At 61.7% G+C, this 17,820-nt stretch carries 20 protein-coding genes; 13 read left to right on the top strand and 7 right to left on the bottom strand.

The genetic code is table 11. The annotated features are described in order from the left end of the window. The first annotated feature begins 38 nt into the window (after positions 1–38). From JFV30_RS32405 to JFV30_RS32395, 3 genes are all read left to right on the top strand, one after another. A complete protein-coding gene (locus JFV30_RS32405; protein WP_201126269.1) occupies positions 39–1,433 on the top strand; it encodes a uracil-xanthine permease family protein in 1,395 nt (464 codons plus the stop codon). A gap of 87 nt (positions 1,434–1,520) precedes the next feature. Then, positions 1,521–2,180, top strand: a complete 660-nt coding sequence (locus tag JFV30_RS32400) for a TetR/AcrR family transcriptional regulator (protein WP_201126083.1) — start codon at positions 1,521–1,523, stop codon at positions 2,178–2,180. A 12-nt stretch (positions 2,181–2,192) separates the two neighbouring features. Beyond that, on the top strand, positions 2,193–2,774 hold the full coding sequence (locus JFV30_RS32395; RefSeq protein WP_010174125.1) for an IMPACT family protein: 582 nt from the start codon (positions 2,193–2,195) through the stop codon (positions 2,772–2,774). Positions 2,775–3,076: 302 nt separating this feature from the next. On the opposite strand, the gene JFV30_RS32390 is transcribed toward JFV30_RS32395, so the two are convergent. Then, positions 3,077–3,469, bottom strand: coding sequence for a hypothetical protein (locus JFV30_RS32390; RefSeq protein ID WP_201126082.1), 393 nt, complete (start codon positions 3,467–3,469; stop codon positions 3,077–3,079). Positions 3,470–3,552: 83 nt separating this feature from the next. On the opposite strand from JFV30_RS32390, the gene JFV30_RS32385 reads away from it, so the two are divergent. The 3 genes from JFV30_RS32385 (at position 3,553) to JFV30_RS32375 (ending at position 6,121) form a co-directional block, all read left to right on the top strand. Continuing rightward, on the top strand, positions 3,553–3,903 hold the full coding sequence (locus JFV30_RS32385; RefSeq protein WP_201126081.1) for a MerR family transcriptional regulator: 351 nt from the start codon (positions 3,553–3,555) through the stop codon (positions 3,901–3,903). A gap of 26 nt (positions 3,904–3,929) precedes the next feature. Next, positions 3,930–4,616 carry an SDR family oxidoreductase gene (locus JFV30_RS32380; protein WP_201126080.1) on the top strand — a complete coding sequence of 229 codons (687 nt, stop codon included), beginning with the start codon at positions 3,930–3,932 and terminating at the stop codon, positions 4,614–4,616. Between the two features lie 146 nt (positions 4,617–4,762). Then, positions 4,763–6,121: an 8-oxoguanine deaminase gene (locus tag JFV30_RS32375; protein ID WP_201126079.1), complete on the top strand. Its 1,359-nt coding sequence runs from the start codon at positions 4,763–4,765 to the stop codon at positions 6,119–6,121. Between the two features lie 132 nt (positions 6,122–6,253). Here the strand turns inward: JFV30_RS32375 and JFV30_RS32370 are convergent, their stop codons facing one another. Continuing rightward, positions 6,254–7,342 (bottom strand): calcium:proton antiporter, encoded by a 1,089-nt coding sequence (locus JFV30_RS32370; protein WP_010174114.1) that lies wholly within the window; start codon positions 7,340–7,342, stop codon positions 6,254–6,256. Positions 7,343–7,536: 194 nt separating this feature from the next. Between JFV30_RS32370 and JFV30_RS32365 the strand changes: the two genes are divergently transcribed. Next, positions 7,537–8,490, top strand: a complete 954-nt coding sequence (locus JFV30_RS32365) for an adenosine deaminase (RefSeq protein ID WP_201126078.1) — start codon at positions 7,537–7,539, stop codon at positions 8,488–8,490. On the opposite strand, the gene JFV30_RS32360 is transcribed toward JFV30_RS32365, so the two are convergent. Together JFV30_RS32360 and JFV30_RS32355 are read right to left on the bottom strand one after the other, a co-directional pair. Beyond that, on the bottom strand, positions 8,487–9,179 hold the full coding sequence (locus JFV30_RS32360) for an ArsR/SmtB family transcription factor (protein WP_201126077.1): 693 nt from the start codon (positions 9,177–9,179) through the stop codon (positions 8,487–8,489). The two genes, JFV30_RS32365 and JFV30_RS32360, sit on opposite strands and share 4 nt — an antisense overlap. Before the next feature lie 138 nt (positions 9,180–9,317). After that, positions 9,318–10,247: a LysR family transcriptional regulator gene (locus JFV30_RS32355; RefSeq protein WP_010174108.1), complete on the bottom strand. Its 930-nt coding sequence runs from the start codon at positions 10,245–10,247 to the stop codon at positions 9,318–9,320. Between the two features lie 115 nt (positions 10,248–10,362). Between JFV30_RS32355 and JFV30_RS32350 the strand changes: the two genes are divergently transcribed. The 3 genes from JFV30_RS32350 to JFV30_RS32340 all read left to right on the top strand — a co-directional run bounded on the left by JFV30_RS32350 (position 10,363) and on the right by JFV30_RS32340 (position 12,025). Further along, positions 10,363–10,656, top strand: a complete 294-nt coding sequence (locus tag JFV30_RS32350; protein WP_010174107.1) for a putative quinol monooxygenase — start codon at positions 10,363–10,365, stop codon at positions 10,654–10,656. 28 nt (positions 10,657–10,684) lie between these two features. Then, complete coding sequence (locus JFV30_RS32345) at positions 10,685–11,698, top strand: zinc-binding alcohol dehydrogenase family protein (protein ID WP_169386446.1); 1,014 nt, start codon at positions 10,685–10,687, stop codon at positions 11,696–11,698. Positions 11,699–11,845: 147 nt separating this feature from the next. Further along, positions 11,846–12,025 (top strand): hypothetical protein, encoded by a 180-nt coding sequence (locus JFV30_RS32340; RefSeq protein ID WP_010174105.1) that lies wholly within the window; start codon positions 11,846–11,848, stop codon positions 12,023–12,025. Between the two features lie 5 nt (positions 12,026–12,030). Here JFV30_RS32340 and JFV30_RS32335 read toward each other — a convergent pair whose 3' ends face one another. Both JFV30_RS32335 and JFV30_RS32330 read right to left on the bottom strand, forming a co-directional pair. Beyond that, on the bottom strand, positions 12,031–13,224 hold the full coding sequence (locus JFV30_RS32335; RefSeq protein ID WP_201126076.1) for a multidrug effflux MFS transporter: 1,194 nt from the start codon (positions 13,222–13,224) through the stop codon (positions 12,031–12,033). 86 nt (positions 13,225–13,310) lie between these two features. Beyond that, positions 13,311–13,511 carry a heavy-metal-associated domain-containing protein gene (locus JFV30_RS32330; RefSeq protein WP_063033291.1) on the bottom strand — a complete coding sequence of 67 codons (201 nt, stop codon included), beginning with the start codon at positions 13,509–13,511 and terminating at the stop codon, positions 13,311–13,313. A gap of 147 nt (positions 13,512–13,658) precedes the next feature. Between JFV30_RS32330 and JFV30_RS32325 the strand changes: the two genes are divergently transcribed. The 3 genes from JFV30_RS32325 to cueR all read left to right on the top strand — a co-directional run bounded on the left by JFV30_RS32325 (position 13,659) and on the right by cueR (position 16,715). Continuing rightward, a complete protein-coding gene (locus JFV30_RS32325; RefSeq protein ID WP_003211148.1) occupies positions 13,659–14,039 on the top strand; it encodes a hypothetical protein in 381 nt (126 codons plus the stop codon). Between the two features lie 76 nt (positions 14,040–14,115). Next, positions 14,116–16,317, top strand: coding sequence for a heavy metal translocating P-type ATPase (locus tag JFV30_RS32320; protein WP_201126075.1), 2,202 nt, complete (start codon positions 14,116–14,118; stop codon positions 16,315–16,317). After that, positions 16,314–16,715, top strand: a complete 402-nt coding sequence (cueR, locus tag JFV30_RS32315; protein WP_076017943.1) for a Cu(I)-responsive transcriptional regulator — start codon at positions 16,314–16,316, stop codon at positions 16,713–16,715. Before JFV30_RS32320 ends, cueR begins: the two co-directional genes overlap by 4 nt. A gap of 142 nt (positions 16,716–16,857) precedes the next feature. Here cueR and JFV30_RS32310 read toward each other — a convergent pair whose 3' ends face one another. Further along, entirely contained in the window at positions 16,858–17,757 is a 900-nt protein-coding gene (locus JFV30_RS32310) for a PA4780 family RIO1-like protein kinase (protein WP_201126074.1), read from the bottom strand. Positions 17,758–17,820: the final 63 nt, after the last annotated feature.

The following is a 17,820-nucleotide window of genomic DNA, read 5'->3' as shown; positions in this document are numbered from 1 at the left end:
ATGGTGACCTAGAACCGTCAGCCATGAGTTACCACGCCATGCCGCCAGAATCCTCCAGCCCCAGCGACCTGATCTACGGCCTCAACGACCGCCCCAAACCACTGCCCGCCTTGCTTGCTGCATTGCAGCATGTGTTGGCTGCCTTTGTCGGCATCATCACCCCGCCGCTGATCATCGGCTCCACCCTGGGCCTGACCGCCCACCTACCCTACCTGATCAGCATGGCATTGATGGTTTCCGGTGTAGGCACCTTCATCCAGGCACGTAGGCCGTTCGGGATTGGCGCCGGGATGATCTGCCTGCAAGGCACCAGCTTCGCGTTTCTCGGCGCGGTGTTGTCGGCGGGGTTTCTGGTCAAGCAACGGGGCGGCAGCCCGGAAGACATCCTGGCGATGATTTTCGGCATTTGCTTCTTCGGCGCAGCGGTGCAGGTGGTGTTGAGCCGCTTTATCGGCCAACTGAGAAGAGTGATCACGCCACTGGTCACCGGCATCGTCATCACCCTGATTGGTATCAGCCTGATCAAGGTCGGCATCACTGACTTGGGCGGCGGCTTCAACGCGCCGGACTTCGGTGCCCCGACCAACCTGGCGCTCGGCCTGTTCGTGGTATTGACGATCATCCTGCTCAACCGCTCGAACACGCCGTGGGTTCGCCTCAGCGCGATCATCATCGGCCTGGCGTTAGGCAGCCTCGCCGCATGGCTCAGCGGCAAACTCGTCCCACAAGCCCTGCCTGACTTGCCATTGATCAGCCTGCCTACACCGTTCCACTTTGGTTTCAACTTCGACTGGAGCGCTTTCCTGCCGGTGGCGCTGATTTATCTGATCAGCACCATCGAAACCGTCGGCGACCTCACCGCCAACTGCATGATCGCCCGCCAGCCCATCAGCGGCCCTTCCTATATAAGCCGGCTCAAGGGTGGCGTGCTGGGGGATGGCATCAGTTGCATGATCGCCGCCACCTTCAGTGCCTTTCCCAATACGACGTTCGCCCAGAACAACGGTGTGATCCAACTGACCGGGGTCGCCAGCCGTTACGTCGGCCTGTACATCGGCGTGGTGCTGTTTTGTCTCGGAATGTTTCCGTTGATTGGCGCGGTGCTGCAACAAATTCCCAAGCCGGTGCTGGGCGGCGCGACCCTGGTGATGTTCGGCAGCGTGGCCGCCGCCGGCGTGCGCATCCTCGCGCAGGCACCGCTGGATCGACGCAGCATGCTGATCATCGCCACTTCGTTCGGCGTGGGCCTGGGGATCGCCGCCCAGCCAAACCTGCTGCACCTGATGCCCACCCTGGTGCAGAACCTGTTCGACTCGGCCATCACCAGCGGCGGCCTGACCGCCATTGTGTTGTGCCTGTTGCTGCCTGAACCCAAGGCCACCGCGGATGCCGCAAACCGGGCATTGGAAAGCGACACTCTGGAACCGCTTTGACGGTTTTATCGTATCGGGACTTGTCTGGGGCTTGAGGGTGGGTTATCTGTGCACACGTCGTCTTCATCGATCTGCACGGAAACCTCCATGAGCCTCGAAGTTCCTGCCCACAGCAACCACGCCGGAAAACCTGCAAGCCGCATTCGCCAAAAGAACGAACAAGCGATTTTGCAGGCCGCCGAAGACGAGTTCGCCCGTCATGGCTACAAAGGCACCAGCATGAACACCATCGCGGCGAGTGCCGGGTTGCCGAAAGCCAACTTGCACTACTACTTCACCAACAAGCTGGGGCTGTACATTGCCGTGCTCAGCAACATCCTCGAATTGTGGGACAGCACGTTCAACACGCTGACCGCCGAGGATGACCCGGCCGCCGCCCTGACCCGCTACATCCGCACCAAGATGGAATTCTCGCGGCGCCAGCCACAGGCCTCGCGCATCTTCGCGATGGAGATCATCAGCGGCGGTGAATGCCTGACCGAATATTTCAGCCAGGACTACCGCGCCTGGTTCAGCGGCCGTGCGGCGGTGTTCCAGGCCTGGATCGACGCCGGCAAGATGGACCCCGTCGACCCGGTACACCTGATCTTCCTGCTGTGGGGCAGCACCCAGCATTACGCCGACTTTGCCACGCAAATCTGCCGCGTGACCGGGCGCACCAAGCTGACCAAGCAAGACATGGAAGAGGCCGGCACCAACCTTATCCACATCATTCTCAAAGGCTGTGGCATCAAGCCCGCCCTCTAAACGAAGTTACCCATGCCTTTCACGCTTACCGGCTTTTGCGAATTTCGCGAAGAAATTCGCAAAAGCCGCTTCATTACCCTCGCCGCCCCCATCGCCAGCCCACAGGACGCCCAGGCCTTCATCGACCAGCACAGCGACCTGAACGCCACGCACAACTGCTGGGCCTGGAAACTCGGCGATCAATACCGCAGCAACGATGATGGCGAACCCGGCGGCACGGCCGGGCGACCGATCCTGGCCGCGATCGAAGCGCAGGATTGCGACCAGGTCGTGGTGTTGGTGATCCGCTGGTACGGTGGCATTCAACTGGGTACCGGCGGCCTGGCCCGCGCCTATGGCGGCGGCGCCAACAAATGCCTGCAGGCAGCCGAGCGCGTCGAACTGATCAAACGCGTGCCGCTGAGTTGTTCCTGTGGTTTTGCCGAACTGCCCTTGGTGAAGTTACGGGTGGCCGAGTTGGGCGGGCTGGTGACAGAAGAAATCTTCACCGCCAATGGCGTCGACCTGCAATTGGCTCTCGGCGAAGCACACATCGACACGCTGCAAACCCAACTCGCCGACCTGAGCCGCGGACGCATTCTGCTGCAGCGCTGAAACTGCCCACATCTACTGTGCACCTGCCTGTGGATAACCTGAGCACACCCGCCTGTAACCCTTCTGTCACAAGGGTTTCAGGCGGTTGTTCAGTTTTTGCTCAGCCGGCCACACTAAAGTATTAATCCGGCTCAAAAACAGTCAGTTAGCCGGGTTATGTCCTTTAGAACAAAGGGCCGCAGCGCTTATATCCACCGATCACGCTTGCGCACAATTCCTGTGGAGCAACCTGTGGATAACCCGTGCAAGAGTGACCCGGCGGCAGAGCCCGCAACGCCCCGGCACAACTGATCATTTTTTAATCAACTCGCTGCCCTACGCACCGGCATTAATTGCGCTATCGCCCACAGCACTTCAAACACCACGACGATCACCAACACCGTACTGGCACCGTGGGCGAGCGCGTAAATCTGCCAGGTAGCAAACAGCACGCGGCCAGCTGCGTCATAGCGACCAAAAATCGCCTGGGGATCGCGGATTCGCAGCACCGACCACACGCAGACAATCGAGCCCATCAGGTTGGCCATCAACCTATGCACAGGCGCGAACGGCGGCAGCTCGCCGGGCAGGTTCAGCGCCACCAGGGCGTTATGCAGCAGGTCAAACGTCCAGGGTGTGACCAGCGCGGCGGTGACGATCAAGTCATACCAGCCGCTGGCCCGGACCAGTCGACGGTATTGGTGTGCAGTCCACATAGCAGCAAGCTCCTTCAATTCAAGAAGCCAGCAGGCTAAAGCCTGGAGTATGCTCAAGGGTCAAGCCCACCAGAGCTCTCTACATGCGTATCGGCGAATTAGCCCAGGCCAGCCAGGTCAGCCGCGACACCCTGCGCTTCTACGAGCAGCGCGGGTTGATTGCCGCGCAACGCAGCGCCAACGGTTACCGCGACTACCCCGCCGACATGGTGCAGTTGGTGCTGTACATCAAGACCGCCCAGCGCCTGGGCTTCAGCCTCAGTGAAATTGGCAACAGTGTCGGCGCATTGTGGCAAGCTCCAGACCCCGACAGCGCCGTCACCCAACTGCTGCAAGACAAGCTCAACCTGATCGAAACCCGCATTACTGAACTCGAACAACTGCGCCAGGAGTTGCAACAACGACTCGGGCAACGTTGCCCACTGAACCCGTGAACCTCCACCGTCAAAGGAAGCCATTCATGTCTACGTCAAAAACCGCACTGATTATCGGCGCCTCCCGGGGCCTCGGCCTTGGCCTGGTCAAGCAACTGCTGGCGGACGGCTGGGAGGTGACCGCTACCGTACGCGACCCGCAAAAGGCCGATGCGTTGAAGGCCCTGGGCCCGGTGCAGATCGAAAAGCTCGACATGGATGATCAACAGGCCGTGATCGCCCTGAGCCAGCGTCTCAAGGAGAAAACCTTCGACCTATTGTTCGTCAACGCCGGGGTCAAAGGTCCCGCCAATCAGGAGCCGGGCCACGCCACACTGGCTGAAGTCGGCCAACTGTTTTTCACCAACGCCGTGGCGCCGATCAACCTGGCCCAGCGTTTTGTCGGGCAGATCCGCCCGGACACCGGCGTGCTGGCCTTCATGAGTTCGATTCTGGGCAGCGTCACCATCCCCGACGGCTCGGACCTGGCCCTGTACAAAGCCAGCAAGGCCGCCCTCAACTCCATGACCAACAGTTTTGTCACCCAGTTGGGCGACCAGAAACTGACCGTGCTGTCGTTGCACCCGGGCTGGGTGAAAACCGACATGGGCGGCGAAAACGCGCACATCGACGTACCTACCAGCGTCCGCGGCCTGGTCGACCAGGTGAATGCCTACACCGGCAAGGGCGGCCATCACTTTGTGGACTACAAGGGCGACACCATCGCCTGGTAAAAACACCAGGATCGTTATCGGCGGATTGCCGTCGATAACGATCCACACGTAAACTGCGCACCTCGCCCTCCCCGGCGACCCTGGATCAGCAGACAGGGCAACACTGAGCTGGCAAACCTGAACCCATCATTCAGAGGAGCCGGCCAATGCCTGCGACCCGTATCTGGTTAAAAAACCCCCTCGCGATTTTCACTGCCAATGGCCTCGATGCCCGTGGCGGCCTGGTGCTGCAAGACGGTGTGATCACCGAAGTGCTGGGCTGGGGCCGAGAACCCGCCGTGCCCTGTGGGCAAGTGTTCGATGCCCGTGAGCATGTGGTGCTTCCGGGGCTGATCAACACCCACCATCACTTCTACCAAACCCTGACCCGCGCCTGGGCGCCGGTGGTCAACCAGCCGCTGTTTCCCTGGTTGAAAACCCTGTACCCGGTGTGGGCCCGCCTCACCCCGGAAAAACTCGCGCTCGCCTCCAAAGTCGCCCTCGCTGAATTGCTGCTCTCGGGCTGCACCACCGCGGCAGACCACCACTACCTGTTCCCTGACGGCCTTGAACAGGCGATCGACGTGCAAGTCGACAGCGTGCGGGAACTGGGCATGCGCGCCATGCTCACCCGCGGCTCCATGAGCCTCGGCGAAGCCGATGGCGGGCTGCCACCGCAGCAAACGGTGCAACAGGGCGAAGTGATTCTGGAAGACAGCCGCCGCCTGATCCGCCAGTACCACGAGCGCGGCGATGGCGCGCAAATCCAGATTGCCCTGGCGCCCTGCTCCCCGTTTTCCGTCACCCCGGAAATCATGGAAGCCAGCGCCGAACTGGCGAATAACCTCGACGTGCGCCTGCACACGCACCTGGCGGAAACCCTCGACGAAGAAGACTTCTGCCTGCAGCGTTTCGGCCTGCGCACCGTGGATTACCTCGACAGCGTCGGCTGGCTCGGCCCACGCACGTGGCTGGCCCATGGCATTCACTTCAACCCCGAAGAAATCGCACGCCTTGGTGCCGCCGGAACCGGGATATGCCATTGCCCGAGCTCCAACATGCGCCTGGCTTCCGGCATATGCCCGACCCTCGACCTGCTCGCCGCCGGCGCACCGATTGGCCTGGGCGTGGACGGTTCGGCGTCCAACGATGCGTCGAACATGATCCTGGAAACGCGCCAGGCCCTGTACATCCAGCGCCTGCGTTACGGGGCCGAGAAGATCACCCCGGAACTGGTGCTGGGCTGGGCCACCAAAGGCTCGGCTCAGTTACTCGGCCGCAGCGACATCGGCGAACTGGCCGTCGGCAAACAAGCCGACCTGGCGCTGTTCAAACTCGATGAGCTGCGCTTCTCCGGCAGCCACGACCCGATCTCGGCGCTGCTGCTGTGCGGCGCCGACCGGGCGGACCGGGTGATGGTCGGCGGCAAATGGCGGGTGATCGACGGACAGGTCGAGGGCCTGGATCTGAAGGGCTTGATTGCCGATCACAGCCAGGCGGCGCGGGCGCTGATCAGCGGGATCTAAGCCAGGCACAGATCAAATGTGGGAGCCGGGCTTGCCCGCGATGCAGGCACCTCGGTCTTTCAGTTGCACCGAGGTGATGCTATCGCAGGCAAGCCAGCTCCCACATTTGATCAGCGGTGTACTCAGGAAAGGTTACAACCCCAGTAGCGACAACATGATAAACGTCGCAAACAACACAAAGTGGGTCATCCCTTCGATGGCGTTGGTTTCGCCATCGTTGAGGTTGATCGCGCTGACGATCAGCGTGATAAACACCATCACGGTCTGCACCGGCGTCATCGCCATTTGAAACGGCTGGCCGGTGTACAAGGCCATGGCTTCCATCACCGGCACCGTCAAAATCACCGTCGACAGCGACGCCCCCAGCGCGATGTTCACCACCGACTGCATGCGGTTGGCCAACGCTGCGCGCAATGCGGTCAAAATCTCCGGGGCGGCGGAAATCGCGGCCACGATGATCGCCGTAATCACCGGTGGAGCGCCCGTGCCCTCCAGGCCCAGGTCGAGGGTCTTGGACATCACCTCGGCCAACGCGCCAATCACAATCACGCCAAACACCAGGGTCCCGATGGAGAACGCCAGGTTGATCGGCGGCGACTCGTCTTCCGGCTGTTTCTTGCGGCGTTTTTCCGGGTAGCTGTAGCTGAAGAAATAACTGTGGGGCCCCACCTGCATCCGCAGGAACAGGGTGTAGAGCACCACCATCGCGCCGATGGTGAAGGCCGAGTAAATTTTCCAGTCGGCCTCGGGGATAAACTCCGGCACCACCATCGACACGCCCATGGCGGTAAGGATCATCACGCTGTAGGTCCGAGCCGAATCGTCGTTGTAGGACTGTTCGCCATGCTTGATCCCACCCATCAGCGCCGCCAGGCCAAGGATGCCATTGATGTCGAGCATCACCGCCGAATAGATGGTGTCGCGCACCAGGGTCGGAGACGGCTCGTTGCTCATCATGATCGCCAGAATCACCACCTCCACCAGCACGGCGGCGAGGGTCAGGATCATGGTGCCGTAGGGATCGCCGACCTTTTCCGCCAGTTGCTCGGCGTGGTGAGCCACGCGCATCGAGGCCACGACGATAAAGCCGATCAGCGCCACGCCGCCCAGCAGCGCCACCATCTGCCCGCTGTGCAGCATCCAGTGCTCCAGCGGGTAGGCGGCGATGGCGGCAATCAGCGCCAGCAACATGAATTTTTCTTGCTTGATTGATGTGAGCATTACAGGCCTTTTATACGCGGCGAATCCGTCATTGATGGGGTACAGACTGCACCGCGCCGCTAACGTTTCGTTACACCTTAGTTCACGCACCGCTTGCACGACGCCCGCGGATGCTCACCGCTTGGTCAGGTTTTACCGATTATTTCGGCGTGCGCCTGTAGAATGCCGCCATTGCACCTGATGAGAATTTATAAATGTACGATTGGCTCAACGCCCTGCCCAAGGCTGAATTGCACCTGCACCTGGAAGGCTCGCTGGAGCCTGAGCTGCTGTTCGCCCTGGCCGAACGCAACAAGATCGCGCTGCCGTGGGACGACGTCGAAACCCTGCGCAAGGCCTACGCCTTCAACAACCTGCAAGAGTTTCTCGACCTCTATTACAAGGGCGCCGATGTACTGCGCACCTCCCAGGACTTCTACGACCTGACCTGGGCCTACCTGCTGCGCTGCAAGGCCCAGAACGTGATCCACACCGAACCGTTCTTCGACCCGCAGACCCACACCGACCGTGGCGTGCCCTTCGAAGTAGTGCTCAATGGCATCGCCGCCGCATTGAAAGACGGCGAGCAGCAACTGGGCATCACCAGCGGTTTGATCCTCAGCTTCCTGCGCCACTTGAGCGAAGAGGAGGCCGAGAAAACCCTCGACCAGGCGCTGCCATTCCGTGACGCGTTCGTGGCCGTGGGCCTGGACAGTTCGGAAATGGGTCACCCTCCGAGCAAGTTCCAGCGTGTGTTCGACCGTGCCCGTCACGAAGGTTTCCTGACCGTCGCCCACGCCGGTGAAGAAGGGCCGCCGGAATACATCTGGGAAGCCATCGACCTGCTGAAGATCCAGCGTATCGACCATGGCGTACGCGCCATTGAAGACGAGCGCCTGATGCAGCGGATCATCGATGAGCAGATCCCGCTGACGGTGTGCCCGCTGTCCAACACCAAGCTGTGCGTGTTCGACGACATGTCCCAACACAACATTCTCGACATGCTTGAGCGTGGGGTGAAGGTCACGGTGAACTCGGATGACCCGGCGTACTTCGGCGGTTATGTCACCGAGAATTTCCATGCGTTGTACACCTCCCTGGGCATGACCCAGGACCAGGCCAAACGCCTGGCGCAAAACAGCCTGGATGCGCGGTTGGTCAAGCCTTAACGACCGACCGATGCGGCAAGCCGGGCAATTTCCAGTTGCCCGGCTTCACTGACCTGCAACGCCTGGGACTCATTGATCACACTGACCCAGCTCGACTGCATGCACAGTTGCAACAGCGCGGCCCCCAACGCACCGCCCAGGTGCGGCTGCCGTTCGCTCCAATCAAAACACTCACACACGATCGGCTGCACCAGCGCCTGGGTGAAAATCCCCAGCCCTGCCAGTTTGCGCGCCCCCAAGGGCGTTACGTCCGTGCGCTGCTCAGCACGCTCGATCCAGCCGGCCGCCATCATCCGTTGATACACACCCGCTGCCAGTTCGCCACCTAAATGGCCTTGGCAAAGCCTGGCCCGCCGTAACGCAGCAGGCGCGATCAGTGACCGGGTATGAGTCGGCGTATTGCGGGCGACGCTGGCCATGGTGGTACAGGCCAGTGCATCCACGGCGGCCCCCACATCGGCTGCTGCCACACGAAAGAAGCGTTTGCCGCTCCGGGCTTCGACGCGCAACAGGCCGCCGGCCGTCAATCGCGTCAAATGGGCATTGGCTGATGCCGGGGACAGCCCCGCAAGTAGAGCCAATTCATCGGAGGGTTTGGCCGAGCCGTCCATCAACGCCCACACCATCGCGGTACGTTTGGGGTCGGCCAATAATGTTGCGATCTGACTGATGCAAGGTGCCCGTTCCATGTGCTCATTCACTCCCTGTTAAAGCATTCGTCTGCTGCGGTTCGCGCAAAAGTATAAGCGTGAAAACGCCGGGTTCCGTGCCGTCTTACAGCACAACCAACGACAGAGGCTGAAGGAAACTTCCCGATATTCCCGGGTTTATGGTGTAGAAGCCGACCGCTCCGGCAACTGCGCAGTCAATGTCGCACAACGGGCAACGAGCATTTCCCGCAGAAGATTGATCGGCTTGCTCAGTTGCGCGCGATGGGCGCACAACAGGTTGAGGGGCGTACGCTCGCCCCGCAGCTCCGGCAGGATCAGGCGCAGGCGCCCGGCCAGCACATCGCTGCTCACATCCAGCCAGGACTTATAAGCAATACCGACCCCGGCCACCGCCCAGCGCCGCACCACATCGGCGTCATCACTGAAGCGGTCGCCGGTTACGGTCAGGCTGACGTCGCGTTTGCCATCGTTGAAACCCCAATGGTCGTGCACCCGGCTGCCGAGCATATACAGCAGGCAATTGTGCTGTGTCAGTTGCTCCAGATGCCGAGGCTCTCCGTGTCGCGCCAGGTAGCTGGGCGCGGCGCAGAGCACGCGGTAGTTGTCCGGGGCGATGGGCAGCGCGATCAGGCTGGAGTCTTCCGGCTCGCCATAGCGCAGGGCGATATCCACCGGCTGACGGAACAGGTCGGCAATCCGGTCGCCCAACAGCAGGCGCACGCTCAGCTCGGGGTACTCGCGCTGAAACTCATCCAGCCAGGGCAGCAGCTGGTTACGCCCGAAGTCCGACGGCGCCGACAGTTGCAGCACCCCGCTGACCTGGTCCTGGCCGCTGGCCAATAAACGCCGGCCTTCATCCAGGCTGCTCAAGGCCGCCCGGGCGTACTCCAGAAAGCCCTCGCCCTCAGCCGTCAGGCGCAGGCTGCGGGTAGAGCGCGCCAGCAACCGCGCGCCCAGTTGCTGCTCGATGCGCTTCAACGCCGCGCTGGCCACCGCCGCCGACATGTCCATGACCCGCGCTGCAGCCGAGAGGCTGCCCAGGTCTGCGGCGCGCACAAACAACTGCAAATCGTCGAAACGCAGCATCCCGGCCCCATTATCAAAAAAACATTGAAAGAGACTGCTCTTTTAGCGGGTTTTATCTTCGAGAGAAATAGCCAATCATCTGTCCATCCCGTTCATCACGTGTCAGGAGTCGAATATGTCCGCTGCCTTTAACGTCATCGCCACGCTGATCGCCAAACCCGGCCAACAGGCCACCCTGGAAACCCTGCTGCGCGAGCTGCTGGAACCGACGCGCGTCGAAGCCGGCTGCCAGCAGTACGACCTGCACCAGGATCTGCAACACCCCGAGACCTTCTACATGCTCGAACGCTGGAGCGACGACGCCGCGCTGGCCGACCACGACCAGAGCGCCCATATCCAGAATTTCCGCGCCAAGGCCGCCGACGTACTCGAGCATTTCGAACTCAAGCGCCTGAAGTTTCTTGCCTGATCAACCGACCCCTTTTTTGGAAACCCTCATGAAAGCCATCGCCTACTACGCCGCACTGCCCATCAACGATCCAAAATCCCTGCAAGACATCGAACTGCCAGAACCGGTCGCCGGCCCGCGTGACCTGCTGGTGGAAGTCAAAGCCATCTCGGTCAACCCGGTGGACACCAAGGTGCGCCAGAACGTCGCCCCGGAAAATGGCGCCGCCAAAGTCCTGGGCTGGGACGTGGCCGGTGTGGTCAAGGCCGTGGGCAGCGAAGTGAGCCTGTTCAAGGTCGGTGACAAGGTGTTCTACGCCGGCTCTCTGGTGCGCCCCGGCGGCAACAGCGAACTGCACACCGTAGACGAGCGCATTGTCGGCCATATGCCAAAAACCCTGGGTTTCGCCGATGCTGCAGCCCTGCCGCTGACCGCCATCACTGCCTGGGAATTACTCTTCGAGCGCCTGCAAGTGCGCGAAGGCAAGGCCGATGAAGGCCAGAGCCTGCTGATCGTCGGTGCGTCCGGTGGTGTGGGATCGATCCTGACTCAACTGGCGAAACAACTTACTGGCCTGAAAGTTATCGGCACCGCCTCCCGCCCGGAAACCCAAGCGTGGGCCAAGGACCTGGGCGCCGACCTGGTGATCGACCACAGCAAACCCTTGAGCGAAGAGCTGAAAAACGCCGGCCATCCGCAGGTGAACTACGTCGCCAGCCTGACCCAGACCGACCAGCACCTGGACCAACTGGTGGAAGCGCTGATTCCCCAGGGCAAACTGGCGCTGATTGATGACCCCAAGGCGCTGGACGTGAGCAAACTCAAGCGCAAGAGCCTGTCGCTGCATTGGGAGTTCATGTACACCCGCTCGATGTTCGAGACCGCCGACATGATCGAGCAACACAACCTGCTCAACCGCGTGGCCGAACTGATCGACGCCGGTACCCTGAAAACCACGGTGGGCGAGCACTTTGGCGTGATCAACGCGGCCAACCTGCGCCGCGCCCACGAACTGCTGGAAAGCGGCAAGGCCAAGGGCAAAATCGTGCTTGAAGGGTTCTAACCAAACGTTCTGTCAGTGTCGTCTGTTATTCACCTGAGTAATGGACGACACCGCTAGTCAGAGACTTGATCCTTGTCACATTTGTGGACGTATTCAGGTTTATATTGGCCGCCTTTGCCACGATTCTTTTACGCGAGGAAGTCAGCAATGAAGATCCTGATAAAAGCGTTAGCAAAATCCCACGGCAACAAATGGCAGGTTCGTCTCGACCAGAACGCCTTCACCTTCCGCAGTGAGGCCGAAGCCCGCGCGTTTGCCGACACCCTGCAAACCCGTATCCAGGCACCTCACCGATTCCCCGAAAGCCAGCAGCGTTCTGCTGGCTGACCTGCTCATTCCGCCGCTTGCAGTGCCCGTTGGCGCTGCAGGCGTCGGGTCAGCATCGCGAACGTCACGGCCAATACGCCACACAAGCTGATGACCATTGCCATCGGCATCGCCGTGCCGTCGTGCAACACCCCGACCAACGATGCCGCGCCGGCGGCCACACCAAACTGAATGCAACCGAGCAACGCCGATGCGCTGCCCGCCCGTGCACCCTGCCCGCTCATGGCGCAGGCCGAGGTGTTGGGCAAAATGCAGCCCAGGCTGGCGATGCAGATGAACAGCGGCACCAGCAGTGGCCACAAGGCGTCAGTGCGCAAAGCCGTAATGGCCAGCAACGACAGACCCGCCGCCAGGTACACCCACACGGTGCGCGACAACAGAAACGCCGGGCCGCGCGAGGCCAGCAGGCGCGCATTCACCTGTGCAACCAGGATAAAGCCGGCGGCGTTGGAGCCAAAGACCCAGCCATAGTGCTCGGCAGGCACGCCATAGAGTTTGATAAAGACGAAAGGCGAACCCGCGATGTAGGCAAACATGCCGGCAATCGAGATGCCACCGGTCAAGGCGTAGCCCAGGTACACCCGGTCCGACAGCAACCGGCCGTACTGGCGCAGGGCACCCGACAGGGGCTGACGCGGTTGATGGGCGGGAAAACTTTCCGGCAATCCGACTGCCACCGCGAGGGCCGCCATCACACTGAACGCCGTCAGCGCGATGAAGATCGACTGCCAGCCCCACACACCAACCATCACTCCACCCGCCAGCGGCGCAAGGATCGGCGCCAGCCCGGTGACCAGCATCAGTTGGGAAAACACCTTGGCCGAGCCCACCGCGTCGCATTTGTCACTGACCACCGCCCGGGAGATCACCATGCCCGCACAACCGCCCAGGGCCTGGACGAAGCGCGCGCCGATCAGCCATTCCAGCGAAGGTGCGTATGCACAGGCGAACGACGCCAGGGTAAACAGAGTGACGCCGCTGAGCAGCGGCCCACGCCGGCCAAAACGGTCCGCCAGCGGCCCATAGATCAACTGGCCGATCGCCAGGCCCGTGAAGTACACGGCCAAGGTCAGCTGAATATGTTTTTCGTCGGTGCCGAATGCCACGGCCATGGCCGGGAAACCCGGCAGGTAGAAGTCGATGGCCAACGGCGCGAACGCGCTCAAGGCCCCCAAAATCAGGATTATACGAAGGTTCATCAGGCACCCAGGTGAGTCGGCAGCCCAACAGTCTAGCCGGGCTCGGGTGCCTTGAACATTAAGTTAGCTCGCTAACTATCAGAAAGTCAGGCGAGTTTGACGCTGTAGCCTTCTTCGCTGATCAGGTTGATCACCTCCGCCGGGGACAGCAGGCTGCTTTCCACGCCGACTTCCTTTGCCGCGAGGTCGACCCGCACGCTGGCCGCCGGATCCTTATCCTGCACCGCCTGGGTGACCGAGCGAACGCAGTGGCCGCAGGTCATTCCTTCAACGCTGAATACTTGCATGACATGACTCCTTTGATGAGGTTGCCCGCAGTGTTGACCTTGCCACGATGGCAAGGTCAAGTTCTGAAAACATCGGCCGGGCTGGCATTCATTCGCGCCCTCGGCCAAGCTGCACCTATCCACGATGTGAACCTCGGAGAATTCGCCATGCGCTGGTCGTTTTTTGGCCTTGTCAGCCTGATGGGCTTGTTTGCCGCTGTGCCACCGGCCAGCGCGGATGAAGATTATGCGGTGCTGATCATTTCCCGGGAGCGCCTGGAAGTGCCGACCAACTGCGAGATTGGTTTGTATATTCAGGACCAGTTGGCCGGGCGGCTGTTCCAGGAGCAGGCCACGTCCTTCAACTTGCCGGCCGGGAATGTGTCACTGCGCCTGAAGTTACTGCCGGGGCAATCCCAGGGCTGCTTGCCGGGCATGCTCGCGCCGCCGGCGCAAAACATCACATTGAAGGCGGGCGACGTGCGCAAGTTGCGTATCGCGCAAGGGCCGGACGGCATGTATCTGAAGCCGGCGGCATTGGAATATTGAAACATTGATCTGAAGCCTTGACCTTCCCCACAGGTCAAGGTTGATCCTAGGGGCAATCTCTCCTGGAGTACTGCCCATGAACGGATCCACCACCTTCGACCTGCCCATCAGTGGCATGACCTGCGCCAGCTGCGCCGGGCGGGTTGAACGGGCACTGCGCAAAGTGCCCGGGGTGCAAAGCGTCAGCGTCAACCTGGCCAACGAACGCGCCCATATTGAAGTGCTCGGCCAAATGGACCCCGGCGTCCTGATCGCCGCCGTCGACAAGGCCGGCTACACCGCCACCCTGCCCCAAAGCGAAACCGCCACCCAAGCCAGCCAGGAACAACGGTTGAGCCATGAACGCTGGTCGCTGCTGCTGGCAATTTTGCTCGCTGCGCCGTTGGTGTTGCCGATGCTGGTGCAACCGTTCGGCCTGCACTGGATGTTGCCGGCCTGGGTCCAGTTCGCCCTGGCCACCCCGGTGCAATTCATCTTCGGTGCGCGCTTCTATATCGCGGCCTGGAAAGCCGTGCGCGCCGGGGCCGGCAACATGGACCTGCTGGTGGCCATCGGTACCAGCGCCGGTTACGGCCTGAGTATCTATGAGTGGCTCACGGCAACCGCGGGCACAATGCCGCATCTTTACTTCGAAGCCTCAGCGGTGGTGATCGCCCTGGTGCTGCTGGGCAAATACCTGGAAAGCCGCGCCAAACGCCAGACCGCCAGCGCCATCCGCGCCCTGGAAGCCTTGCGCCCGGAGCGGGCGATTCAAGTGATCGATGGCCGCGAGCACGACGTCGCCATCACCGCCCTCAAGCTCAATGACCTGGTGCTGGTCAAACCCGGCGAACGCTTCCCGGTGGATGGCGAAGTGGTCGACGGCCAAAGCCACGCCGACGAAGCACTGATCAGCGGTGAAAGCCTGCCAGTGCCAAAACAACCCGGAGACGCCGTGACAGGCGGCGCGATCAACGGCGAAGGCCGACTGCTGGTGCGCACCCTGGCCCTTGGCGCAGAAAGCGTGCTGGCGCGGATCATCCGCCTGGTGGAAGACGCCCAGGCGGCCAAGGCACCCATCCAGAAACTGGTGGATAAAGTCAGCCAGGTGTTCGTGCCGGTGGTGCTGGTGCTGGCCCTGGCCACGCTGATCGGCTGGTGGTTGTATGGCGCTCCGCTGGAGGTCGCGCTGATCAATGCCGTCACCGTGTTGGTGATCGCCTGCCCTTGCGCCCTCGGCCTGGCCACCCCCACCGCCATCATGGCCGGTACCGGCGTCGCCGCCCGCCACGGGATTCTGATCAAGGACGCCGAAGCCCTGGAGCGTGCCCACGAAGTCAGCGCCGTGGTGTTCGACAAGACCGGCACCCTGACCTCCGGCGCACCAAAAGTCGCGCACCTGGTTGCTGTCGATGGCAATGAAGCGGCACTGCTGCAACAGGCCGGCGCACTGCAGCGCGGCAGTGAACACCCGTTGGCCAAGGCGGTGCTGGATGCTTGCGCCGAACGTGGCTTGAATGTGGCCGATGTCAGCGCCAGCCAGTCCCTGACCGGGCGTGGCATTGCCGGCACCCTCGACGGACGGCAGCTGGCGTTGGGCAACCGTCGCCTGCTGGACGAAACCGGCTTGAGCACCGGCGGCCTCGCCGATTCGGCCAGCGCCTGGGAGGCCGAGGGCCGCACCCTGTCCTGGCTGATCGAGCAAGGCCCGCAGCCGCGCGTGCTGGGCCTGTTTGCCTTTGGCGACACCCTCAAACCGGGCGCCCTGCAAGCGATACAACAACTCAAGGCCCGGCAAATCAGCAGCCACCTGCTGACCGGCGATAACCGAGGCAGCGCCCGCGTGGTCGCCGAAGCCTTGGGCATCGACGACGTGCACGCCGAAGTGCTGCCCGCCGACAAGGCCGCCACCGTCGCCGAGCTGAAAAAGACCGGCGTGGTGGCGATGGTCGGCGACGGCATCAACGACGCGCCCGCCCTGGCCGCAGCCGATATCGGCATCGCCATGGGCGGTGGCACCGACGTGGCCATGCACGCGGCGGGCATTACCCTGATGCGCGGCGACCCACGGCTGGTGCCTGCCGCGCTGGAAATCAGCCGCAAGACCTACGCTAAAATTCGACAGAACCTGTTCTGGGCCTTTGTGTATAACTTGATCGGCATTCCGCTGGCCGCATTCGGCCTGCTTAACCCCGTCATGGCCGGCGCGGCCATGGCCCTGTCCAGCGTCAGCGTGGTGAGTAACGCGCTGCTGCTGAAAACCTGGAAACCCAAGGACCTGGAGGACGAGCGTCCATGAACATCGGCCAAGCAGCACGCCAAAGCGGCCTGAGCGCGAAGATGATTCGTTACTACGAGTCTATCGGTTTGTTGAAAGCGGCCCATCGCACCGACAGCGGCTACCGTATTTATGGCGCCGATGACCTGCACACCCTGGCGTTTATCAAGCGTTCGCGGGACCTGGGGTTTTCCCTGGAGGAAGTCGGCAAGCTGCTGACGCTGTGGCAGGACCGCGGGCGCGCGAGTGCCGACGTCAAGGCGCTGGCCCGCCAGCACATCGATGAGCTGAACCAGAAGATCCGCGAGTTGGGGCAACTGCGCGATACGTTGCAGGACCTGGTGGAACACTGCCAGGGTGACCACCGGCCGGATTGCCCGATCCTCAAGGAACTGGCGTCGGGCAGCTGTTGCGCCTGACGATTTAACTGACTGCACAAAAAACAAATGTGGGAGCGGGCTTGCTCGCGAAAGCGGTGGATCAGTCAACTGATGTATTGACTGACACTACGCATTCGCGAGCAAGCCCGCTCCCACATTTGGATATCCACCAGCCGTTGGATCATTGCATCCAGGGCGGCGGTGGAGGCTCCTCCGAGGCTTTGCTCGGTGGCGCATCGTCTGCCGCGCGAATCGCCTGGCGACGCTCTTCATCGAGCCGCGCCGCTTCGATCTCGCGAATAACCCCGCCCACGTCAACCAACTCTTCCGGCTCGTCGAACTCGCCAGTCAACACGCTGGCCGGGTGCAGGGTGCCGGCTTCGTACAGCGCCCACATCTCCTTGGCGTACTTGGTCTTCTTCAATTCCGGGGCAAAACGCCCGAAGTAGGAAGCCATGTTGCCCACATCCCGCTCCAGCATGCTGAATGCGTGGTTGTTGCCTGCTGCATCCACCGCCTGAGGCAGGTCGATGATCACAGGGCCGGTCGGCGTCAGCAGCACGTTGAACTCGGAAAGGTCACCGTGCACCAGGCCGGTACACAACATCAGCACGATCTGGGTAATCAGGAAGGCGTGGTACTCGCGGGCCTGGTCCGGGTCCAGCGTCACGTCATTCAAACGTGGCGCAGCGTCACCGTACTCATCGGCCACCAGTTCCATCAGCAGCACGCCTTCGAGGAAGTCGTACGGCTTGGGTACGCGCACGCCCGCACCGGCCAGACGAAACAGCGCCGCTACCTCGGCGTTCTGCCAGGCGTCTTCGGTTTCTTTCTTGCCGAACTTGGAGCCCTTGGCCATGGCCCGGGCCTGCCGGCTGTTGCGGACCTTGCGGCCTTCCTGGTATTCGGACGCCTGACGAAAACTTCGTTTATTCGCCTCCTTGTAGACCTTGGCGCAACGTAACTCGTTGCCGCAGCGCACCACGTAAACAGCTGCTTCTTTACCACTCATGAGTGGGCGCAGCACCTCGTCGACCAGACCGTCCTCGATCAGGGGTTCAATGCGTTTAGGAGTCTTCATCAGCTTTTATTGTGGGTCCTTTATTACCAAACACGCGTATGGCACTCGTTATACGGCAATCCT

The sequence above is a fragment of the Pseudomonas sp. TH32 genome (assembly GCF_016650855.1).
Classification (GTDB): domain Bacteria; phylum Pseudomonadota; class Gammaproteobacteria; order Pseudomonadales; family Pseudomonadaceae; genus Aquipseudomonas.
The sequence above is the reverse complement of the archived record's forward strand: the minus strand, read 5'-3'. Positions and strand labels throughout refer to the sequence as shown.